We start from the raw sequence: 16,381 nt of genomic DNA on the forward strand, positions 1-16,381 counted from the left end.
AAAAATCAGTGGAAATTTAATCAAAGCAGATACTGTCTTTCAATTTTTCAAGTGTTTTATCACCAAAACCAGCAACATTTCCTAGGTCATCAAGAGTTTGGAAAGGTCCATTTTTTGTGCGATAGTCAATAATATCCTGAGCTTTTTTATCACCAATGCCATTTAAAGTTTCTAATTCTGCTAAGTCAGCGCTGTTAATGTCAACTTTTTTATCAGCTGTTGAATCTTGCGATGTCAATGTATTTGACGTATTGATTGTTGATGAGGCTTCTTGTCCACTGCTTAAAGGGGGCGTTTCACCTATTTTGGCAACATCAATCACTTCTTCATCTTTGAGTTTAGCAGCAAGATTTACTGTTTTTTGATCGGCATCACTGGTAAAACCTCCTGCCATTTTTATCAAATCATCCACACGATCATCAGCTGCAAGTTTGTAGACGGCTGGTTTGACCACGGCTCCTTTCAAATCAACCATAATTGTTGCGTGAGAGGACGGTGAGGAGGAAGTTTGAGTTTGGCTGGCTCGCTGCTTGAAGGAACTTTGAGGTAAAGCTGTCGCAGATAGTGTCTCAACTGGCTGGTGGTGTTGGGTAATTAGATAAAAGATTCCGCCTGCTAGCACTGCTAGACTTGCAAGAAGAATAATTTTCCAATATTCTTTTAGTTTTTCTAATAAATTTTCCATACTTTTATATACGAAAAAAATGTAGATTTGTTTCTAAAAATATAAAAAAAGTCTGTTTGGGTAAACAGACTTTTTATTTATTTGTATAAAATCAAGTAACGAACCGCTGAGGCCCAGAGTGCTGTCATGCCGCTACTTAGTTTGACATCAACGATTTCGTAACCTTGTGCTTGAATTTCGTGCAGGGTTTCTTCTAAAGCTCGATTAAATTCTGCATCGGCGCGTTCCATGCCAATTTTTGTTTCTACGGTCAAAACATAGCTATGGATATAACCTGTTTTTTCTTCAAATTTCATCTTTTCGCTCCTATTTCAAAATAAAACGATAAAGTAATACAGCAAGAATGATTAGTAAGGCAATCACTAAACGTAGAGGTGAGTTTTTACGCCAGATGTTTTTCTTTTTGTCAGTTACTTGTTCTTTGATTTTTTTATTTTTCAAATCACGACCGGTAATGCTCTTAATGAGCTGTCCAAAAATTTTTTCATCACTGTAAGAGAGGACGTTGCGGGCATAAATTTTTTCTCCTGCTTTGGCGATTGCTAAAGTTGCTAAAAGCTGCAAAAGAAAGGCTATCCAGGCTTCCGCAGGAGTAGAGTATTGAATGGCAAAACGGCTGGTCATCAATGTTGGACTGACAAAGGGAATAAAACTAAGCACACGTAAGATAAGATTCCCTGGTACAGTCGCTCCAGCTATTCCTCCGATATAACCTACCATTGCCAAGAAAGCAATCGGTTGGGTAGCTTGTTGGACTTGGGCTTGTTCATTGACTAGTGAAGCAACGATTGAGGCTAAAATCAGATAACCTAAGATTCCCACAAGCGACATCAAGACCAGATAGACTCCAAAACCAACGGTAATCCCCGTGAGCATTTCACTAATGGCTTTAATTTGATCAAGATTTCTGATGAATGGATAGGCAGCAGCAAATCCCGCGATGTAGATACCGATTTGTGTTGCAAGTAGGAGAATAACACCAATAATTTTTCCGTAGTATTGGACATTTGAACTGGTTGCTGCGAGCAAGGTTTCCATGATTCGACTAGATTTTTCGTTACCAATCTCTTGACCGATAATACCCACGTACATCATCATGAGGGCAAAAATCAAAATTGAGGCAATGGAGCCAATGGCGATATTAGCCCCTGTCCGGGCGTCTCCACCAGTCGTCTGACCACTCTTGGTCTGTGTTTTTATGGTGAGGTGAGCAGGGCTAAGCAAGCTTTTTACATCTTCTGCTGACAAGGAGAGTCTAGCAGCGGTGTTCGAGATGTTAACTTGCGTCAGCGCACTTTGAAAGCTTGTTTGGTCAAATTTGACGCCTGATCTACTGTCGGTAACTAGGGTGTATTTACCATTTTCTTCTGTTAGAAAGCCGTCAATTTTTCCAGCAGAGAGCTGGTGCTCTGCTTGGCTTAGTGTGGGTTCGTTGCTGATGTCAGCTTTGATATTTTGATCTGCTTTGAGAACTTGAGCCAGAGCGGGATTAGCCACTACTGCCATTTGTGGAGTTTGATTCATTCCACTGCTGATGAGTAGACCTATCACTAGATAGATTGCAGAAAGGAGAAATGGGGAGATTACTAGCGCCCAAAAACCGACACCCTTGATTCGATTACGATAGATATTTTTGGCGACTAGCCATGTTTGATTGTTCATTTGTTACGCCCTCCATTTTCAGCATTTTTTTCGGCAACTTCCATACGGAAAATTTCATCAAGTGAGGGAGGCGATTGAACAAAGGCTTGGACATAACCGTCTCTGGTAACGCTTTGGAAAATTTCTCGTCCCACGCTTGCTTCGGAAATTTTTACTGAACGTCCAGTTCCTTTTTTTTCAATCTTTTCTACGCCTGGAAGCCTCAGAAGCTCTTCTGTGGGTACTTCAGATTCCAGATAGATGCGTGTTCTGCCATAGCTTTCTCGAATGCTTTGGACGGTGCCTTGCAAAATGGTTTTTCCGTCTTTGAGCATCAAGAGGTGATCCGAGAGGAGTTCAACGTCACTCATGTTGTGGTTGGAAAAGATAACTGCTGCTCCGTTATCTCGGCTACGCTTAATTTCATTACGCAACAGCTCGGTGTTGACGGGGTCAAGTCCAGTGAAAGGTTCGTCTAAAATTAAAAATTCAGGTTCATGAATCAAAGTGGCAATAAATTGTATTTTTTGGGCATTCCCTTTGGAGAGGGTCTGAACTTTGTCGCTTGCTTTACCGACGACTTCTAAGCGCTTCAACCAATCCTGAAGCTTGAGTCGAGCATCGGGTCTTTTCATGCCGTGTAATTCGGCGAAGTAAAGAATTTGGTCTTCTACTGTCATTTTTTGGTAGAGGCCGCGCTCTTCAGGAAGAAAACCGATTTTTTGTTTGAGTTTTTGGGTGATTGGCTCATTTTGCCAAGTGATTTGACCTTGGTCTGCTCCAATAAATCCTAAAATCATCCGAAAAGTAGTGGTTTTCCCGGCACCGTTTTGTCCAATCAGGCCCATAACTTCGCCTTGTTGGACGGTCATGTTGAGATTGTCAACAGCTACTTTTTCTCCAAAGTTTTTGTAAACTTGATCAATCTTTAGGGTCATAAAACTTCCTCTTTTTTCTATTTTTTTCATTATATCATTTTATTATCATTTGATAGAGTGATATTTGCAGTTTTTATCTTACTTTTCATTGTGCTTTTTTTCTAAATGCCAGCCGAAAAGGACAAGTCCGAAAACCAAAGCTGTCCATGTGCTTGCGAGGAATTGCCAAGCGTTTTGGCTCAAGTGTCCTGCGTGCAGAAAGCCTCTTGAACGATTCAAAAGATCAAAAAGATTCAAAAGGCTGATGATACCATAAACTAATGTTAAAAGTTTGAAAAATCCTAAGCGCTTGCTGTCAAAATGTTGTCCAAAATAAGCGCCACGTAGAATATTTTCGGTCAGATAATAAAGCGAAGCTAATCCTGCAATCAATAGGTTTTGCAGGTTTAGGCTCAGCCATTTTTCGGGCATGAGTGTGCTGAACAGACCGCTAATGAGGAGTAGGATTGCAACAAAGATAAGGGTGTGTTGGGCCGTTTTGCCTTTAATCAGGCGTTGTCGTTCGTCAAGTTGGTTAGGACTGGTTTTTTTACGGTGGTTGTAGAGGAAGCCCAAGCCGATGAGTAATAGGCCACACAGGATTCCTGTGATGACTCCGAGTTGATAAGTATTCATTTTTTCTCCTTTATTTTTTGTGAGCTTTAGTGGTATTTATTCCATAGGTATTTGAGAACAGAAAGGAGGCCGATTTCCAACCAGAAAATCCCCATGCCAAGCTCCAAGAGTTGTGAGTTGAAGGCGAGGTAGCGTTCGGTAAGGGCTGAATAGATAAAGAAAACGCCAAAGGCAATGAAGAAAATATTCCACAAAGGGCTATATAGCCAGCTTTTTGCTTGAATGCTGTAACTGTCGCGCAAAATCAGTTCGCCAACAACAATAATCATGACGGTATAGGCCAGAATAAACGTTGCATTAGCTAGAGAAATCGGAAGTTTTCCACCGTCACTGGCATAAAATGAAAGGAGAGTATTGCCAATCATGAGGAGGAAAAAGCCACGGGTATAGACTTCCCCACGAATCTTTTTTTGACGTTCGTCAAGGCTGGGTTTGACCGGAGCTTTACGCGACTGGTAGGGAATGAAACTTTCTTGAGTTTTTTCTTTACTGCTGGGAGAGAGGAGCAGAATGAGACCTGCAATGATGAGGGCTACGCTGATGAGATTGAAAATCAGGCCAATTGTGGCGTAGATGAAAATCCCAGTGGCAAGGCCTATGGCGATGAGGATAAGCGCGAGCTTGGTGTTTGGTTTTTGAAATAATTTTTTCATCTGGGGTTTGCCTTTCTTTGTTTTTCAGTCCTCTTCCCAAAAAAGTTCGTCGAGTGTTTTTCCAAGAGCTTTACAAATATCGATGCACAGGCTAATTGTGGGATTGTAATTACCTGATTCGACAGCGACAATGGTTTGTCTGGTGACGTTCACGGCTTGGGCTAAATCGTTTTGGGTCATGTCTTTCAAGGCTCTGGCGGCTTTGAGTTTTAGATTTTTTTGCTGCACTTTGCTGACCTCTTTTCTTTGATTGATATTTCTAAACAAATTATATGATATAGTTTCCTAAATGTCAACTATATCATACTTTTTGTTTTTAATGGTTAAATAAAAAAATCACATTTTACTGTGATTTTTGTCTGGCCAATCGAATTTGATTGCGCAAGCCGATAAAGGCCAAAAGGACAAACAGCATACTTCCTGTAAATGCTGCGCCAGCTGGGCTGATGTGATTATTTTCCCAAAAGAGGCTGTGGCCTTCGAGCAAATAGATGCTGGTGTTAATCAAATCTGCCGCGAAAATCAGAAATAGTAAGCTCAACAAGATCTTGAGTTCGCGCATTTGGCGAAATTGGACGCCCAATCGCCAGATTCGAAAGCTGATAAAGCCAATGAGTAGGCTCATAAAGAGATAAATCATCTCAAAATTTTGGAGCCAATAGAAGTGCTGACTTTCGAGCGCAAAGCCCAGAACAACAAGGATTCCCGCAAAAATGACCGAGGGGATGATGATATACCAGATAATTTTGTTCATTTTTTCTCCTTTTTTATTCACTTTTATCTAATATTATTTTAATATTTTTGCCATGAATCGCAAAATGGTTTACGTAAGTATTTTGGAAAGGAGAGAAATTGCTGACGGATTTAGTTTTGACAGAGAAATTACTGACGAAAAAAATCTTGGTTAAGATTCCAAGATTTCTGTGAGTTTTTGAGAAGAAAGAGCTGATATGGGCTTGGGGGGGTGTACTTCTGCTTTGGTTTGCAAGGGTAATTCAAGCCAGACAATGCCGTACCATTGGCCAAATTTGTAGCCTGAATTTTGGAAAAATCCAATTTGTTGAAAGCCAAATTTTTGGTGAAAGCCGATGCTTTCGGGGTTGGGCGAGGTGATGCAAGCGTAGGCCCGTTGATAGTTGAGTAGGGTCAAAAGGCGTAATAATTTTTGATAAAGCTGCGTGCCTGCACCGTGCTGACGCTCATTTTCATCGAGATAAATTGATAATTCCACAACCCAATCATAAGCCGCCCGTGTGCGATAAGGGCTGGCGTAAGCATAACCAATGATTTTCTCATTTTCAAGGGCGACAAGATAGGGAAATTTGCTGCCAATTTGTTCAATTCTGCTGGCAAATTCACTCAGGCTTGGCAAGTCGTATTCAAAAGTAATTGCTGTGTTTTCCACATAGGGTTTGTAAATGGCCAGCAGAGCGGCTGCATCAGCTTTTGTTGCTAATCTAAATCTCATTTTTTCACCTCAGACTTTTTTTCTATTATACACTTTTTTACTGACGAAAAGCATCCGTCAGTGATTTTTCTTGGAGAATTTACTGACGAAAACTTCGTCAGAGGAGAAGATTTACTGACGAAAATTTTGGTAAATGAAAAAGCTGGTAAACTACCAACTTTCATTTGTTTAGGAAAGAGCCGTCACGATAATAAGACCAATAATCGTCAACAACACAACGAAACCGGCATTGACAATGGCGAAATATTTGACGAAACCGCGTGTTTCACCACGTGCATTCATCCGAATGACTTTGTAAGCAATCAGGGTTGCCATTGATGAAACAATTGTACCAATTCCTCCGATATCTGCCCCCAAGACCAACGATACAGCGTGCGGTGTGAAAGGTGAAATCAAAATTGGTGCCGCAATATTCGAGATAAATTGGCTCATAATCACTGTCCCTAAAAATGCTGCTTGCGGATTAACTAAAGTCTGACTGATAAAATTCGTCAGCGCATGGATGTTGGCAATATTTCCCACAATCAAAAAGAAGAAAATGAAGGTCAACAAGAGATGATAGTCAATCCCAGCAAAAAGTTTAGGACGGTAAATCGCAACAACGACCGCAACAATTGCACCAGCAAGATAAAAGTTGATGTAACCAAAGACAGAAGCTGCCATGAGTAACATCAACACAACAAAGATAGACGTTTCAACTTTGTTGAATTTATTAACTTGGGTTTCAATGACCAAAGGTTCATTGTCGATAAATTGACAAGCAATCATCAAAACCAACAGTCCTAAAAGCCAAAGTGCGCCTGTCCCTTTGAAAAACTCCAGATTGGTCAAGGGCGAACCTGCATGATTTTGCGCCAGCTTGTAAAAAGAGTAAAGATAGAGATTGTGCGGATTTCCTTGAGGTAAAAGCGAAGAACCGATGTGGCAAGCTGGAACGATCAGTGCCGCTCCAATATGAACAGATTTTCGATTTTTGATATCCTTGGTAATCGCCAGATAAAGCGGTAAAACCGTTAAAATCGTCAAATCATTCGTAAAGAAAACCGCTAAAAAGAAAGTGAGAAGTGTGGTAAAACGGACAAGTTGCCGTGTTGTCGTACTTTTTTTAACCAAGGTTTGTCCCAAAAATTGAAGCAAGCCTGTCTCTTTAAAGCCACCAATGACTAGCATCAAACCAGATACTGTGACGATCACATGGTAGTTGAAAAATCGTGTTGTAAATCCGCCAAAGCTAATGGCGATAATTGCAATAATCAACGAAACAAGGAAAACTTTGTCCACCAGAATCCAATTGAGTATTGTTTTCCAGATTCTTCCTGAATCGTGCTGAGTAGCTGAATGTTCCACTACTTCTCCTAACTAGCATATTAAAATTTTGCACCTTTTAAATTATAACATCAAAGAATAGGACTGACAAGCTTTTTTTTATTTTAAAGTAAGGTTCTTCTAATTCTGACATTTTCATTTTTTTGCCAGATTTGTTTTCGTCAGCATTTTTTCTCCACTGACGAATTTTTCGTCAGCAAATTCTCTCCACTGACGAATTTTTCGTCAGCATTTTTTCTGCACTGACGCAGTTTTCGTCAGTAATTTCTCTAAAGCAAATCGGCCAAAGCAAGCAAAAACAGGTCTGATTTTCATCAAAACCTGTCTTGATTAACCCTTTTAAATTTTTTCTGGTTAGCCATGTGTTTTTTATTACTTGAAAACGTTACCCGATAGAACCTTCCATAGAGTAAGAAATCAATCGATTGAGCTCAACAGCGTACTCCATTGGTAATTCTTTGGTGAAAGGTTCGATGAAGCCCATGACAATCATGTCGGTCGCTTCTTTTTCTGTCAAACCACGACTCATCAAGTAATAGAGCTGTTCTTCAGAGATTTTAGAAACTTTCGCTTCGTGTTCCAAGGCGACTTGGGAATTGTGAATTTCATTGAAGGGAACGGTGTCTGATTTGGACAGGCCGTCCATCAAAATGGTGTCACATTCGATATGAGAAGCGGATTTTTTAGAATTTTTGTTGAACGTCACTTGGCCTCGATAGTTCACAGCACCACCATTTTTGGCGATGGATTTGGAAATGATTGAACTTGAAGTGTTTGGCGCGTTATGAATCATTTTTGCTCCGGTGTCTTGGTTTTGATTGGCACCGGCAAAAGCGATAGAGAGCATAGTGCCACGCGCACCTGGGCCATTCAGGTGAACGGCTGGATATTTCATGGAAACTTTCGAGCCAAGATTGCCATCAACCCATTCCACAGTGGCATTAGCAGCAGCCGATGCGCGCTTAGTCACTAAGTTATAAACATTATCCGACCAGTTTTGAATAGTTGAATAGCGCATATAGCCACCTTCTTCAACGAAAATCTCAACCACAGCCGCGTGCAAAGAGCTTGCGCTATAAGTCGGTGCGGTACAACCTTCAATGTATTGGATTGACGCCCCATCTTCGACAATGATTAAGGTGCGTTCAAACTGTCCTGATTTTTCATTGTTAATCCGGAAATAAGCCTGAATTGGAATATCACATTTGATCCCTTTTGGCACGTATACAAAGGAACCACCTGACCAAACAGCGGAGTTCAAAGCGGCCAATTTGTTATCTGTGGGTGGAACGAGTTTGCTGAAATATTTCTTGAAAAGTTCAGGATATTCACGCAGTGCTGTGTCAGTGTCAGTAAAAACGATGCCGAGCTTTTCAAACTCATCTTTCATGTTGTGATAGACAACTTCCGACTCGTATTGGGCGCTAGCGCCTGCTAAATAGGAGCGTTCAGCTTCTGGAATCCCGATTTTTTCAAAGGTTTCTTTGATTTCGTCAGGGACATCTTCCCAGGTGCGCGCCGCTTTTGCTGACGGTTTTTGGTAATAAACGATGTCATTCCAGTCAATTTCTGAAAGATCTGGCCCCCATTTTGGTAAGTCCATTTTTTTGAAGGCTTCAAAAGATTTCAGACGAAACTCAAGCATCCATTCCGGCTCGTTTTTGGTCGCTGAAATTTCCCGAATGACTTCCTCAGTCAAACCCAAACCTGTGGTAAATGCAAGTTCAGCATTGTCATGAAAGCCAAATTTATATTCTTCGAGGTCTTTGACGACTTCTTGTGTACTGTTTTCTGTCATATTTTCCTCTTCTTTTTTACTTTTTTACTGACGAAATTTGCGTCAGCATTTTCTCTAGCCATTTTTTGTGTGGAAAAGTTTACGTCAGCATTTTCTCTGACGTTTTTTAGTGGTCGTGGGTCAATTTGACTTCGGCTTCACCCATTTCAAGCGCTTTTTTAAGCGCATTCCAAGCTAAAGTCGAACATTTCACCCGAGCAGGAAATTTACTGACGCCCGCCAAAAATTGTGCATCGCCGAGCGCTTCTTGAGCTTCGTCTTCTTTTCCCGTCACCATTTCGGAAAAAATCTGGGCAAGTTCTTGAGCCTGAGCCTTCGTTTTGCCAAGCACAGCGACGGTCATCATTGAAGCAGACGCCGTCGAAATCGTGCAACCATGCCCACTAAAAGCAATGTTTGAAATCAAATCTCCATCAAACTCAACCGTTAATCGAATCACGTCACCACAAGTTGGATTATTGAGGTCAATCACACAACCTGTCTGCAATTCCCCAGCATGGCGTGGACTTGATGAATGATCAAGAATAACCGCCCGATAGAGATTATCTAGTTTAGATAAAGCCAAAATTTTGTCCCTTCTTTTTGTTTCATTTTTGATTATCCGCCTAAAATGCTAGCCCTTATTCGCGCCATTTTTACGAATATAACGTAGCAAAACATTAGCAGCAATCGCAACCACCAAAATAACAATGACGAATAAAATAAAGAGTCCGACTGAGCCTCTCACGAGTGAGCGAAAAAGGCTAAGTCCACCCAAAGCGTAGATAAATCCCCAGACCAAATAGCCCGGAATAGCCGCCAGCGTGTATTTATACCAAGACCAATTCAGCAAGCCTGCACCAAACTGTACAGCTGTTTGAAAACCGACTGTTAGAAAGGACAGCGGAATAATTGGCCAACCCATTTTTTGGATTGCTATCATTCCAGAGGAAGTTTCTGAATTTTTTTCAAGCCTTTGTCCCCACTTTGTTTTTAAAATTCCGTGGTGGCTCAATTTTCCTAACCAAAAGGTACATTGCGCCCGAAAGAAAACAACAACAAATAGAAAAAGTGTAGCCAGCCAAAGTGGGAGGGAGGCGACCCAATCAAGCATACTAGTCAATTTGGAAAAACTCCTTTGTTTTTTGGAGTGCCTCAACCAATTTATCACAGTCTGCCTTGGTATTGTAGATATAAAAGCTCGCTCTGGCAGTTGCTGGAGTGTCAAGGTAGTTCAACAAAGGTTGTGCACAGTGATGTCCCGCACGCACAGCAACGCCTTCCATATCAAGCGCAGTTGCCACATCATGAGGGTGAAGTCCAGCGATATTAAAAGCAATCACACCCGTCCGCTTTGCGCGATCTGTTGGCCCATAAATCGTCAATCCTTCAATTTCTTGCAGCTTGGGCAAGATATAGTCCACCAACTCTTGTTCATGCTGATGAACCGCATCCAAGCCAATTTCGTGGAGATAATCAATCGTAGCGCCCAGTCCAATCGCCCCAGCAATATTTGGCGTTCCCGCCTCAAATTTCCAAGGGAGTTCTGTCCAAGTCGAATGACTTTCATACACAAAATCAATCATCTCCCCGCCAAACTCCACAGGTTCAAATTGATTGAGCAAGTCTTGTTTGCCATACAAAACACCGATTCCTGTGGGGCCCATCATCTTGTGGCCAGAAAAGGCAAAGAAATCAGCGTCCAAATCTTGCACATCCACCGCCATATGTGGAGTGGATTGCGCACCATCCACGACCATATAAGCGCCGTGTTCATGGGCATAAGCCGCAATTTCCTTGATAGGATTGATTACCCCCAAAACATTAGAAACGTGAGCAATGCTGACAAACTTTGTCCGGTCAGTGATTTTGTTACGCAAATCACTCATGTCCAGCTCGCCATCTTTGAGATAGACAAATTTTAAAATTGCACCTGTCCGTTTGGCTACTTCTTGCCAAGGGACAATGTTTGAATGATGTTCCAAGATTGAAATGACAATCTCATCGCCCGCTTTTAAAATTTGCCCTGCAAACTGTGCCACCCAATTGAGCGACGTCGTTGTCCCTCGTGTGAATAAAACTTCCTTGGTTGATTTTGCATTGATGAAGGCACGGACTTTTTCGCGCGCCGCTTCATAATCGGCCGTTGCGCGCTCGGCAAGGGTATGCACACCACGATGAACGTTGGCATTGTCCTGATCATAGTAACGCCGTATCACGTCCAAAACTGCCGTTGGTTTCTGCGTGGTTGCCGCATTATCCAGATAAACTAAAGGCTCATCATTAACACTTTGAGCCAAAATTGGAAAATCTTTTCTTACATCCAACATATTATTCTTCTTTCAACTTTTTCACACGCTGTTTGATTTCAGCCGAAACCTGCATGAATACTTCATCGGATTGCCCCGCAGGATCAGGCAAATCCCAGTGTAGATGCTTGACTCCTGCTGGAATCAAGGGACATTTGTCCTTAGCATCACCACACAAGGTCACGATTAAGTCCGAAGCATTAAAATACTCTCTATCGATCACTTTCGACTGATTTTGTGAAATATCAATCCCGTAGCTCGCCATGGTTTCCACAGCTCGCGGATTTAGACCGTGCTTTTCCACACCTGCTGAAGCAATCGTCCAGTCAGGCAAAAATTTTCTGGCAAATCCTTCTGCCATTTGACTGCGGCAGGAATTTCCTGTGCAGAGAAAATAAACTTGTGGCATCTTACATTCCTAATTTTCTTTCGATGGTTTCGATAAATTCATGACGTACTGCTTTGACTGGAATTTCGCTGACCACTGAGCTGAGGAATCCACGAATGACCAAACGTTTCGCCATGTCCTCATCCAAACCGCGTGATTGCAAGTAGAACAAATCCTCCTCATCAATCTGTCCGACAGATGCCGCGTGACCTGCTGTTACGTCATTTTCATCAATCAAAAGAATTGGATTGGCATCGCCGCGCCCCTTGTCTGATAACATCAAAACGTGTGAGGATTGTTGAGCATCGGCATTTTTGGCGCCCTTAATAATATGCCCAATCGCATTGAACGTCAACGTTCCTCTGTCCAAAATGACACCATTTTGCAAGATGTGGCCTGCTGAGTTGAGCCCAAAATTTGTTACTCTCGTATCAACACCTTGTGTTTGACGTCCTGTAGAAATACCGACCACTTTGATTTGCGAATGTGCGCCGTTTCCTTTGAGATCACTATCAAAGTCAGCAACAACATTTCCGTCATTCATGACCCCAACTGACCAGTCAATGGTTGCATTGTCGCCAATCAAGCCTCGACGAATGATGGAAGCAGTCACATTTTCGCCTAATTGATCTAAGGCTGCAAACTTAACTTGCGCACCTGCTTGTGCAATGACTTCAACGATAAGATTTGCCGTTGCCCGTGCCGTTTGATCGCCGGTCGTTTCCAACCGTTCCAGATAGTCTACTTTGGCATTTTTCCCAGCAATGATCAACAAATGCTTGTTAAATGGTACAGTAGAACCACCTTCTTGCATCAAAATCGCCTCAATCGGTTCGGAAATTTCAACGCCATCTGGCACATAAAGCACCAAACCCGAATTGAAAGTCGCTGCATTTGCTGCGGTCAATTGACTTTCAAAAAATGGTACCACACTGCCCAAATGTTTTTCCACAAGCTCAGGAATTTCGGTCAATGCAGTCGCAAAATCAGTGAAGATCACACCTTGATCCGCTAATGCTGGACTGATTTGCTCCAGCACAGTTTGCGTGCCAACTTGCACAAGCAAAGGATGATTAGGCAATTCTGTAAAAGCAGGCACAGCGCCAATTTCTTGCGTTTGGTCAATTGTCAATTGATCCAAGCCCCAACGGTTGATTTTTACCCGTTCGATATTAGGCAATTCTAATTTGTCAAATGCAGCCGCAGCCTCTTGACGCAAATCAGACAACCAAGCAGGCTCGGCATTCATTTGTGAAAAGTTTAAGATTTCTTGATTCATATTATTTTTGGTAAGACTTTTTTCCCTCAGAAAATGACGTCAGCAAATTCTCTGACCTTCTTTAATTTCGTTAGCAAATTCTCTACTGATGAAGTTTTCGTCAGTATTTTCTCTGATAAAATTTATTTACGTCAGTAATTTCTCTACGCTTTTGACACTTTCGTCAGTCAATCAGTCCCCAACTCCTTTCCTCAAGCTTCTTCTTTGTAGTCAATGCCAAGTTCGTCAGCAATATTGGCATAACCTTCGACTTCCAAACGTTTGGCAAGGTCAGCACCACCGGTCTTAACCACACGGCCCTCCATCATAATGTGCACCACATCTGGTGTAATATAATCCAGCAAACGTTGGTAGTGGGTGATAATCAAAGCACCAAATTTTTCGCCGCGCATTGAGTTGACGCCTTTAGCCACGACTTTAAGCGCATCAATATCAAGACCTGAGTCGATTTCGTCCAAAATAGCAAAAGTAGGCTCCAGCATCAAAAGTTGCAAAATTTCATTCCGTTTTTTCTCACCACCAGAAAATCCTTCATTGAGATAACGTTCTGCCATTTCCTCTTTCATGCTCAAAAGTTCCATGTTTTTATCCAATTGTTTGATAAATTGCATCACAGAAATTTTGTCATCTTCTGCACGTTTGGCGTTGATTGCTGCTCGCAAAAATTCAGCATTGGTAATTCCTGGAATTTCAGAAGGATATTGCATAGCCAAGAACAAGCCCAAACGCGCCCGCTCATCCACAGCCATTTCTAACACATTTTCACCGTCAAACAAAACTTGTCCTTGCGTCACCGTATAGTTCGGATTTCCCATGATGGCTGCCGACAAGGTTGATTTCCCTGTTCCATTCGGCCCCATGATGGCATGGACTTCGCCTGTATTTATTGTTAAATTCACTCCTTTGAGAATTTCTTTATCCTCAATTGTAACGTGAAGGTCTTTGATTTCAAGTGTAGCCATATTCTCGCTCCTTTAAATTGTCAATTGTATTTGACATTTTATAGCTTCTATTTTAACAAAAATTTGACAAAAATTGTTATTTCCGCTTACAATTCTTTGCTAAAACTAACAAAAAACCACTATTGTTAACAATAATGGTTAATAAAATTATTTATTTCTTTCTCGACGTCTCAAAGGAGAAACTGAAAACTCCTGAGTCGGCTCATCAGCCAAGTCTTCTTCTGAAATTTCAGAAGAATTTTCTACCGTTTTCGTTTCACTTTCTGAAGCTTCTTCATTTTGGAGATGTAAGACATTTTCTCGATAAGTTGAATTACCAACAAATTTTAAAGCTTTCAGCATTGGTTGACGATTTTCGCCCAAAATTCCCACTAATTCAATGAAAATTTCCAGCCCAATCAAACAAGCAACTAAAAGCAAAATCCCCCCAACGCGACTAGAAATTTGCAACAAAATCGAGATGAAAGCAAAGATTGCTGCAATCCCATAAATCACAAGTACCGCCCCGCGATGTGTAAAACCAAGGGCCATGAGTCGATGATGCAAATGGCGTTTATCCGCCGTTGTAATCGACTGTCGATTGAGTTTGCGTCGAACCATTGCCATGATGGTGTCCGTCAAAGGAACACCCAAAATTAACAGAGGAGTCAAAACCGCTACTGCTGTGGCATTTTTCAGCCCTTGCAGCGAAGCAACCGAAATGATAAAGCCTAAAAATAGCGCCCCTGTATCCCCCAAATAAATAATCGCTGGATGATAATTATAAGGGAAAAAGCCCATGATTGCCGCTACGATGGTAAAAATCGTAATGGGTAAAAAGACATTTGGACTTGGTAAGAAAAAATACGAAACCACACCCATCGTTGTCAGCGAAATAATAGACACACCACTCGCCAGACCATCCAGCCCATCAATCAAATTCAAAGCATTAGTAATCGCTAAAATCCAAAAAACAGTAAAAATAAAGGAAAGCCAATCTGGGAAAATAAGCAAAGGGCCGCCAAACGGAATTTTTAAGTTATCAAAGCGTGCATTGGTAAAAAACCAAATAAAACTCGCCGCTACAAACAAGCCCGCCATTTTCATCTTAGGCGAAATTTCTTTAATATCATCAATCAAGCCTGTCAGCACAACGATTCCACTGCCGACAACAAAAGGCCAAATATAGGATAAGTAACTCACCAAATGTGGAGGATGACTTTGAGGAGAACCACCAGGAACTCCCGCTCCCGTAGGATGTAACACTGGCTGACTATGCACAATATGTGGCAAAATCAGCACACTCGCAAGCGCAAAAGCAATGAAAATGACTAGACCACCAGCCGAAGGCATCGGTTTTTTATTGACCCGCCGCTCATTTGGTTTATCAATTGCTCCAATCGCCTTTGACACAAAAGTCATGATTGGGGTTAAAATAACGGAAATTCCAAACGTCATGATAATGACAATTAGAAATTTCAAAGTAAAAGGAATCTCTTTTAATGTATCAACCATATTTAAATTTTTCTAAGAACGTCCAAAGCACGTGTTTCAATCAAACATTCAGCATATTCCTGCAAAAATTCTCTACTCAAATTTGAGACTTCGCCATATTCCATCATCCGCGCCCGAGTGCTTTCAACGTGCATTTTCCCTTTAGATTTTTGATTATCCAAAACGACAAGGTAAAACTCACCCTCATAGCGATAAAATTCTGACTCTTCATCCGCAAACTTAACATTTTTTACACCAGTCAAGACCGACATCACGTCGTCATAACGAATAGAGTAATAGATAAAATCAGGTTCTTGATCGTTTTCCTCTTTCTTTGCTCCAGGCAAGCCCAGTCCTGGTTTAAAATCAGTAATTCCACGTTCGCGCGCCATGTCTGCACCTATCTCATTAAGTTTATTATAAAATCCTGTCATCAATTCTTCAAACTCTTCTGGATCATCTGGAATTTCTCCGCCTTCATTCAAGAGCGCTTCTTCATGAACAATCATGTGCACTCCTTGAGGAAAAGGTTGGATTTGGAAGGTCAACATTCCGACATTGCTAAAACGATTTTCTAAGCCCAGTTCATCAACTAATTCATAGAAAAATTGTTCAATTACTTCCTGATTTCCGAAAAAGTCAGATAATTTAATATCATAATCCGTCAAATCATCAAAAGAAAGTGTGATTTTAATTGTACTTTCATTGATATCTTCAAATTTCATTTGTATCATCTCTTTTCTATATTATTTTACTTCCAACACTTTACAATTCTTACTCATATTATACCACAGACCAGAAAAAAAAAAGCAAGCTGGCTGCTTTTTTTCATTTTCCTAGCCTTTCATTCCTCGAATTTGACTGGCT

General features: G+C 41.3%; 19 protein-coding genes. All 19 read right to left on the minus strand.

Features of this window, described 5'->3' with window-relative positions; all coding sequences use genetic code 11:
- Window positions 1–16: 16 nt before the first annotated feature.
- The 19 genes from EQJ87_RS05720 to EQJ87_RS05810 all read right to left on the minus strand — a co-directional run bounded on the left by EQJ87_RS05720 (window position 17) and on the right by EQJ87_RS05810 (window position 16,239).
- The gene (locus tag EQJ87_RS05720; protein WP_130123721.1) at window positions 17–685 is read right to left on the minus strand and encodes a ComEA family DNA-binding protein; all 669 of its coding nucleotides are present in this window, start codon (window positions 683–685) and stop codon (window positions 17–19) included.
- Window positions 686–762: 77 nt separating this feature from the next.
- Window positions 763–981: a hypothetical protein gene (locus EQJ87_RS05725; protein WP_130123722.1), complete on the minus strand. Its 219-nt coding sequence runs from the start codon at window positions 979–981 to the stop codon at window positions 763–765.
- Between the two features lie 10 nt (window positions 982–991).
- Window positions 992–2,347, minus strand: coding sequence for an ABC transporter permease (locus tag EQJ87_RS05730; RefSeq protein ID WP_130123723.1), 1,356 nt, complete (start codon window positions 2,345–2,347; stop codon window positions 992–994).
- The gene (locus tag EQJ87_RS05735) at window positions 2,344–3,264 is read right to left on the minus strand and encodes an ABC transporter ATP-binding protein (protein ID WP_130123724.1); all 921 of its coding nucleotides are present in this window, start codon (window positions 3,262–3,264) and stop codon (window positions 2,344–2,346) included. Before EQJ87_RS05735 ends, EQJ87_RS05730 begins: the two co-directional genes overlap by 4 nt.
- A gap of 78 nt (window positions 3,265–3,342) precedes the next feature.
- On the minus strand, window positions 3,343–3,879 hold the full coding sequence (locus EQJ87_RS05740; RefSeq protein WP_130123725.1) for a DUF6773 family protein: 537 nt from the start codon (window positions 3,877–3,879) through the stop codon (window positions 3,343–3,345).
- Window positions 3,880–3,905: 26 nt separating this feature from the next.
- Window positions 3,906–4,532 (minus strand): hypothetical protein, encoded by a 627-nt coding sequence (locus EQJ87_RS05745; protein WP_130123726.1) that lies wholly within the window; start codon window positions 4,530–4,532, stop codon window positions 3,906–3,908.
- 24 nt (window positions 4,533–4,556) lie between these two features.
- Window positions 4,557–4,760, minus strand: a complete 204-nt coding sequence (locus EQJ87_RS05750) for a helix-turn-helix transcriptional regulator (protein ID WP_305034259.1) — start codon at window positions 4,758–4,760, stop codon at window positions 4,557–4,559.
- 115 nt (window positions 4,761–4,875) lie between these two features.
- The gene (locus tag EQJ87_RS05755) at window positions 4,876–5,286 is read right to left on the minus strand and encodes a hypothetical protein (RefSeq protein ID WP_130123727.1); all 411 of its coding nucleotides are present in this window, start codon (window positions 5,284–5,286) and stop codon (window positions 4,876–4,878) included.
- 150 nt (window positions 5,287–5,436) lie between these two features.
- Window positions 5,437–6,000 (minus strand): GNAT family N-acetyltransferase, encoded by a 564-nt coding sequence (locus EQJ87_RS05760; protein WP_130123728.1) that lies wholly within the window; start codon window positions 5,998–6,000, stop codon window positions 5,437–5,439.
- Between the two features lie 168 nt (window positions 6,001–6,168).
- Window positions 6,169–7,347, minus strand: coding sequence for an SLC13 family permease (locus EQJ87_RS05765; RefSeq protein WP_130123729.1), 1,179 nt, complete (start codon window positions 7,345–7,347; stop codon window positions 6,169–6,171).
- Between the two features lie 364 nt (window positions 7,348–7,711).
- Window positions 7,712–9,124 carry a Fe-S cluster assembly protein SufB gene (gene sufB / locus EQJ87_RS05770; protein WP_130123730.1) on the minus strand — a complete coding sequence of 471 codons (1,413 nt, stop codon included), beginning with the start codon at window positions 9,122–9,124 and terminating at the stop codon, window positions 7,712–7,714.
- 106 nt (window positions 9,125–9,230) lie between these two features.
- Window positions 9,231–9,689, minus strand: coding sequence for a Fe-S cluster assembly sulfur transfer protein SufU (gene sufU / locus EQJ87_RS05775; protein ID WP_130123731.1), 459 nt, complete (start codon window positions 9,687–9,689; stop codon window positions 9,231–9,233).
- Window positions 9,690–9,737: 48 nt separating this feature from the next.
- Window positions 9,738–10,217: a DedA family protein gene (locus tag EQJ87_RS05780; RefSeq protein WP_130124601.1), complete on the minus strand. Its 480-nt coding sequence runs from the start codon at window positions 10,215–10,217 to the stop codon at window positions 9,738–9,740.
- Window position 10,218: 1 nt separating this feature from the next.
- Window positions 10,219–11,433 carry a cysteine desulfurase gene (locus EQJ87_RS05785; RefSeq protein ID WP_130123732.1) on the minus strand — a complete coding sequence of 405 codons (1,215 nt, stop codon included), beginning with the start codon at window positions 11,431–11,433 and terminating at the stop codon, window positions 10,219–10,221.
- 1 nt (window position 11,434) lies between these two features.
- Window positions 11,435–11,821, minus strand: coding sequence for an arsenate reductase (thioredoxin) (arsC, locus tag EQJ87_RS05790; protein ID WP_130123733.1), 387 nt, complete (start codon window positions 11,819–11,821; stop codon window positions 11,435–11,437).
- Window position 11,822: 1 nt separating this feature from the next.
- The gene (gene sufD, locus EQJ87_RS05795) at window positions 11,823–13,079 is read right to left on the minus strand and encodes a Fe-S cluster assembly protein SufD (RefSeq protein WP_130123734.1); all 1,257 of its coding nucleotides are present in this window, start codon (window positions 13,077–13,079) and stop codon (window positions 11,823–11,825) included.
- 191 nt (window positions 13,080–13,270) lie between these two features.
- Complete coding sequence (gene sufC / locus EQJ87_RS05800) at window positions 13,271–14,041, minus strand: Fe-S cluster assembly ATPase SufC (protein ID WP_130123735.1); 771 nt, start codon at window positions 14,039–14,041, stop codon at window positions 13,271–13,273.
- Window positions 14,042–14,188: 147 nt separating this feature from the next.
- Window positions 14,189–15,535, minus strand: a complete 1,347-nt coding sequence (locus EQJ87_RS05805; RefSeq protein WP_130123736.1) for a glycosyltransferase family 4 protein — start codon at window positions 15,533–15,535, stop codon at window positions 14,189–14,191.
- Between the two features lie 2 nt (window positions 15,536–15,537).
- The gene (locus tag EQJ87_RS05810; RefSeq protein ID WP_130123737.1) at window positions 15,538–16,239 is read right to left on the minus strand and encodes an adaptor protein MecA; all 702 of its coding nucleotides are present in this window, start codon (window positions 16,237–16,239) and stop codon (window positions 15,538–15,540) included.
- Window positions 16,240–16,381 lie beyond the last annotated feature (142 nt).

Source organism: Lactococcus sp. S-13, assembly GCF_004210295.1.
Classification (GTDB): Bacteria; Bacillota; Bacilli; order Lactobacillales; family Streptococcaceae; genus Lactococcus.

Bases quoted from the DNA above. Each gene is read 5' to 3' on its own strand.
- EQJ87_RS05720 (WP_130123721.1), bottom strand. From the start codon at position 685: ATGGAAAATTTATTAGAAAAACTAAAAGAATATTGGAAAATTATTCTT.
- EQJ87_RS05725 (WP_130123722.1), bottom strand. From the start codon at position 981: ATGAAATTTGAAGAAAAAACAGGTTATATCCATAGCTATGTTTTGACC.
- EQJ87_RS05730 (WP_130123723.1), bottom strand. From the start codon at position 2,347: ATGAACAATCAAACATGGCTAGTCGCCAAAAATATCTATCGTAATCGA.
- EQJ87_RS05735 (WP_130123724.1), bottom strand. From the start codon at position 3,264: ATGACCCTAAAGATTGATCAAGTTTACAAAAACTTTGGAGAAAAAGTA.
- EQJ87_RS05740 (WP_130123725.1), bottom strand. From the start codon at position 3,879: ATGAATACTTATCAACTCGGAGTCATCACAGGAATCCTGTGTGGCCTA.
- EQJ87_RS05745 (WP_130123726.1), bottom strand. From the start codon at position 4,532: ATGAAAAAATTATTTCAAAAACCAAACACCAAGCTCGCGCTTATCCTC.
- EQJ87_RS05755 (WP_130123727.1), bottom strand. From the start codon at position 5,286: ATGAACAAAATTATCTGGTATATCATCATCCCCTCGGTCATTTTTGCG.
- EQJ87_RS05760 (WP_130123728.1), bottom strand. From the start codon at position 6,000: ATGAGATTTAGATTAGCAACAAAAGCTGATGCAGCCGCTCTGCTGGCC.
- sufB (WP_130123730.1), bottom strand. From the start codon at position 9,124: ATGACAGAAAACAGTACACAAGAAGTCGTCAAAGACCTCGAAGAATAT.
- EQJ87_RS05780 (WP_130124601.1), bottom strand. From the start codon at position 10,217: ATGCTTGATTGGGTCGCCTCCCTCCCACTTTGGCTGGCTACACTTTTT.
- EQJ87_RS05785 (WP_130123732.1), bottom strand. From the start codon at position 11,433: ATGTTGGATGTAAGAAAAGATTTTCCAATTTTGGCTCAAAGTGTTAAT.
- arsC (WP_130123733.1), bottom strand. From the start codon at position 11,821: ATGCCACAAGTTTATTTTCTCTGCACAGGAAATTCCTGCCGCAGTCAA.
- sufD (WP_130123734.1), bottom strand. From the start codon at position 13,079: ATGAATCAAGAAATCTTAAACTTTTCACAAATGAATGCCGAGCCTGCT.
- sufC (WP_130123735.1), bottom strand. From the start codon at position 14,041: ATGGCTACACTTGAAATCAAAGACCTTCACGTTACAATTGAGGATAAA.
- EQJ87_RS05805 (WP_130123736.1), bottom strand. From the start codon at position 15,535: ATGGTTGATACATTAAAAGAGATTCCTTTTACTTTGAAATTTCTAATT.
- EQJ87_RS05810 (WP_130123737.1), bottom strand. From the start codon at position 16,239: ATGAAATTTGAAGATATCAATGAAAGTACAATTAAAATCACACTTTCT.